Here is a 4,343-nt window from a genome sequence, read left to right as displayed (position 1 = left end):
TGGGCGTTTATTTTACCCATCAGATTCTCTTGATGGTTTAATTGTAAAAGTTGAATATATAAACCCAAAAGATCTTTCCATTGCTGAAAACGAGATTGAAGAATTGAAGAACAGTATGAATTACTGAGTAAAATGCCTTGGCTTATATCTAATGATATTCAAGAATATAAAAAGATGCTAAAAAGAATGAATGAGCTAGATGAACAAAGTAATGGTTGGTTTTCAATAGCATTAGATAAAATTGATTCAGACAATTTTCCATACCCAAATTATGTTGATATGAATGATCAAAACCCGGCATGGTATACCGCGATTTGCACGTATGATTTCTTTGCAATACAACCACTATTAGCAAGAATTGCATACTCTTGGAAAGATAAATCATTTTCTGAGGAAGATGAATATCGTCTGATAATTAAAAGGGATGAAGATATTCTAACTAAGTTAGACAAAAGGCCAGTAAAGTTTAAAGAAGGAAAAACTTTTTTGGTTCCTTATGTAGAAATACCATATGATTTTCAAAATCATAGAATAATCGAGGAAGTGATAGTTGGGCCTTGCCCACATCCCATTGAAACAGCAAGCTCCGCTCAACAATTCTTACAAAGGAGTTTAAAGCATGGCGTTGTGGTCAATAACTCAAAAATACCTTATCGATATTGGTAATTTTTTGCAATTGTGCTTGCGTGGATTAATTAGCGAAACGTAATCGGACCTGCAGCCGCTTTGAATTGCGGGATGGCATTCCCCCTGATGCCGCGCCGAGCACCGGAGGGTTTGAGCGGATTTGCCCGTTAGGGGCGATGCAGGGATGCATCGCGTTTTTCGCAAGGGCTGGGATGCCCTTTCGAAAAACCCCGTTCAAACCCTTCGGAGCGCAGGATACAAGCGGCATGGGGTGGCCTTTTCTTTGGATACTTTCTTTTGGCCAAGCACAAATTCGTCTGGAACGAATTTGAACAGCCGATAGGCTGGCCCGAAGGGCGAAAACCATGGATGGTTTTCGTAGCAAAAGTATCGCGGTTGTCGGTCCGCGAACCGACATATAAAAACCCGTCGCGGTAGCGACACAACCCAAGCCAAACACGAAAAAACAAAAACCGCCGCCATGCAACTAACACCTAGAGAAAAAGACAAACTCCTCCTCTTCACTGCCGCCCTCCTCGCCGAGCGCCGCAAAGCCAGAGGCTTGAAACTCAACTACCCGGAAGCCGTGGCCTACATCTCCGCCGCGATCATGGAAGGCGCGCGCGACGGTCAGAGCGTGGCCGAGTTGATGAGCTTTGGTCGAACGCTGTTGACCCGCGACGATGTGATGGACGGCGTGGCGGAAATGATCCCCGACGTACAGGTGGAGGCGACGTTTCCGGATGGCACGAAACTTGTGACTGTCCATGAGCCGATTGTTTAATCATCGCGTGGGCACAAAAAACGTGTGCCCACCCTACGACAATCTGCCGAAAAGTAAAGAAGATCAAAGATGTAGGGTGGACACGATTTATCGTGCCCACGCGGAAAACCAAATTTAACAGGAGCCCCCATGATCCCCGGAGAACTCTTCCCCGCCGCCGGCGACATCGAACTCAACGCCGGCCGAGCCACCGTTAAAGTCTTGGTCGCCAATAGCGGCGACCGGCCAATACAAGTTGGCTCGCATTATCATTTTTACGAAACCAACCCGGCCTTGCATTTCGACCGTAGCGTGGCCTTGGGTTTTCGGCTGGACATTCCGGCCGGCACGGCGGTGCGTTTCGAGCCGGGCCAGCAGCGCGAGGTGCAGTTGGTGGCTTTTGCCGGCGAACGCAAAGTCTACGGTTTTAGAGGCGAGATAATGGGCGCATTGGAGAAAACCGCATGAGCAAGATTTCGAGAGCGGCTTATGCCGACATGTTCGGCCCCACCACCGGCGACCGGGTACGCTTGGCCGATACCGATTTGATCATGGAAGTGGAAGCCGATTACACCGTCTACGGCGACGAAGTGAAATTCGGCGGCGGCAAGGTTATCCGCGACGGCATGGGCCAAAGCCAGCTCGGCAACGACGTTGCGGTGGATTTGGTGATCACCAACGCGCTGATTATCGACTATTGGGGCATCGTCAAGGCCGACGTCGGCATCAAGCAGGGCCGCATTTTCAAGATCGGCAAAGCCGGCAATCCGGATATTCAACCCGGCGTGGACATCATCGTCGGCCCCGGCACAGAAGTCATCGCCGGCGAAGGCCATATTCTGACCGCCGGCGGCATCGATGCCCACATCCATTTCATTTGTCCGCAGCAAATCGAGGAAGCGCTGTGCTCCGGCGTCACCACCATGATAGGCGGCGGCACCGGCCCGGCCACCGGCACCAACGCCACCACCTGCACGCCGGGGCCGTGGCATATCCAGCAAATGCTAAAAGCCCTGGACGGCCTGCCGATGAATTTCGGTTTATTGGGCAAGGGCAACGCCAGCCTGCCCGGTGCGTTGGAAGAACAGGTTTTGGCCGGCGCGATGGGTTTGAAATTGCACGAAGACTGGGGCACCACGCCGGCGGCGATCGACTGCTGCCTGGGTGTAGCCGAGGATTACGACGTGCAGGTAGCCATCCACACCGACACCTTGAACGAATCCGGCTTTGTCGAAGACACCTTCGCCGCCTTTAAAGGCCGCACCATCCACACCTACCACACCGAAGGCGCCGGCGGCGGCCACGCCCCGGACATTATCAAAGCCTGCGGTTTGGCGAATGTACTGCCGTCTTCGACCAATCCGACCCGGCCTTACACGGTCAACACGGTGGACGAGCATCTGGACATGCTGATGGTCTGCCATCATCTCGATCCCAGCATCCCGGAAGACGTGGCCTTCGCCGAATCCCGCATCCGCCGCGAAACCATCGCCGCCGAAGACATCCTGCACGACCTGGGGGCGTTTTCGATGATTTCCTCGGATTCGCAAGCCATGGGCCGGGTCGGTGAAGTGGTGATCCGCACCTGGCAGACCGCGCACAAAATGAAGATACAGCGCGGCGCCTTGTCCGGCGACCCGGCCGCAAACGATAACCAGCGCATCAAGCGCTACATCGCCAAATACACCATCAATCCGGCCATCAGCCACGGTATCTCCCATGAAGTGGGTTCGATCGAAGCCGGCAAACTGGCCGACTTGGTGCTTTGGCAACCGGCCTTTTTCGGCGTTAAACCCAGCTTGATATTAAAATGCGGCCTGATCGCCTCCGCGCCGATGGGCGATCCGAATGCGTCCATCCCGACGCCGCAACCGGTGCATTACCGGCCGATGTTCGGCAGCTTCGGCCAGACAGCCGCCGCCAATTCGATGATCTTTTTACCGCAAGCGGCGGTGTCCGGCGGTGTGGCCGGGCAATTGGGTTTGCAGAAGCGGGTCGGTACGGTAAGGAATACGCGGAACATCGGCAAGGCGGATTTGAAGTTGAACGACTACCAGCCGGTGATGGAGGTTTGTCCGCAAACTTATCAGGTGCGGGCGGATGGGGTGTTGCTTACTTGCGAGCCGGCGGTGGTTTTGCCGATGGCGCAGCGGTATTTTTTGTTTTGATTTTGTTTTTTGGTGTCGCTGGCGCGACGGCTGTGTGTTTGAAGTCGGGTCTCGGCCCGACAGCCGAGGTACTTTTCTTTGCGTGTCCAAAGAAAAGTACCCAAAAGAAACGACACCCCATGCCGCGTGAATCCTGCGCTCCTCGGGTTTGAGCGGGGTTTTCCGAAGGGGCTTCCCAGCCCCTGCGAAAAACGCGATGCATCCCTGCATCGCCCCTACGGGCTAATCCGCCCAAACCCTCCGGTGCTCGGCGCGGCATCAGGGGATTAACCTCGTCAAGGTAGATAAGGTATTGTATGGATTGGAAAGTTAATTTGAGGCGTAGGGTGGGCATATTTGCCCACCATTGGACTTTAATTCCGCGTGGGCACTAAATCATGCCACCCTACTAGACTGTTAACAGCTTAGTAACTGGTTAGGCATTTGTGATTTGAGAATAAGCATTGAAAAAGCAAAAAAGAAATCCAGAAAAATTTGAAACTTTTGATCTATTCTCTGCAATGAGTGTCAAGCATGGATATAAACTTAATGACCCGATTGCCCAGAACGATTTCATAGAAAAAATTCGGCAGTCACTCGAAAGCAGCAAAAGTAACAACAGAGTAATTTATGGAAAGAGGACAGAACTTCTCTTCGCGTATATTGTTCGTGCCTTAGGACATGTAGCTCTACTAAAACAAGAAGATTCTGGAGATATTTACTACATTGACCATGAAATAATTGCACCAGATTACAGACTGATATTTAAAGACGGCAGCCAACTAATGGTAGAAGTAAAAAACTTC

At 51.9% G+C, this 4,343-nt stretch carries 5 protein-coding genes; all 5 read left to right on the top strand.

From position 1 onward, the window contains the following. Positions 1-132: 132 nt before the first annotated feature. The gene (locus NP596_RS20115) at positions 133-666 is read left to right on the top strand and encodes a hypothetical protein (RefSeq protein WP_256617178.1); all 534 of its coding nucleotides are present in this window, start codon (positions 133-135) and stop codon (positions 664-666) included. Positions 667-1,108: 442 nt separating this feature from the next. Next, the gene (ureA, locus tag NP596_RS20110) at positions 1,109-1,411 is read left to right on the top strand and encodes an urease subunit gamma (protein WP_064020995.1); all 303 of its coding nucleotides are present in this window, start codon (positions 1,109-1,111) and stop codon (positions 1,409-1,411) included. A 129-nt stretch (positions 1,412-1,540) separates the two neighbouring features. Next, positions 1,541-1,858 (top strand): urease subunit beta, encoded by a 318-nt coding sequence (locus NP596_RS20105; protein WP_256617177.1) that lies wholly within the window; start codon positions 1,541-1,543, stop codon positions 1,856-1,858. Continuing rightward, positions 1,855-3,558 (top strand): urease subunit alpha, encoded by a 1,704-nt coding sequence (ureC, locus tag NP596_RS20100; protein WP_256617176.1) that lies wholly within the window; start codon positions 1,855-1,857, stop codon positions 3,556-3,558. Before NP596_RS20105 ends, ureC begins: the two co-directional genes overlap by 4 nt. Positions 3,559-4,001: 443 nt before the next feature. Then, on the top strand, positions 4,002-4,343 hold a 342-nt coding region (locus NP596_RS20095), incomplete at its 3' end, for a hypothetical protein (protein ID WP_256617175.1).

Origin of the sequence: Methylomonas rivi (genome assembly GCF_024505165.1) — a bacterium.
GTDB classification, from domain to species: domain Bacteria; phylum Pseudomonadota; class Gammaproteobacteria; order Methylococcales; family Methylomonadaceae; genus Methylomonas; species Methylomonas rivi.
The sequence above is the reverse complement of the archived record's forward strand: the minus strand, read 5'-3'. Positions and strand labels throughout refer to the sequence as shown.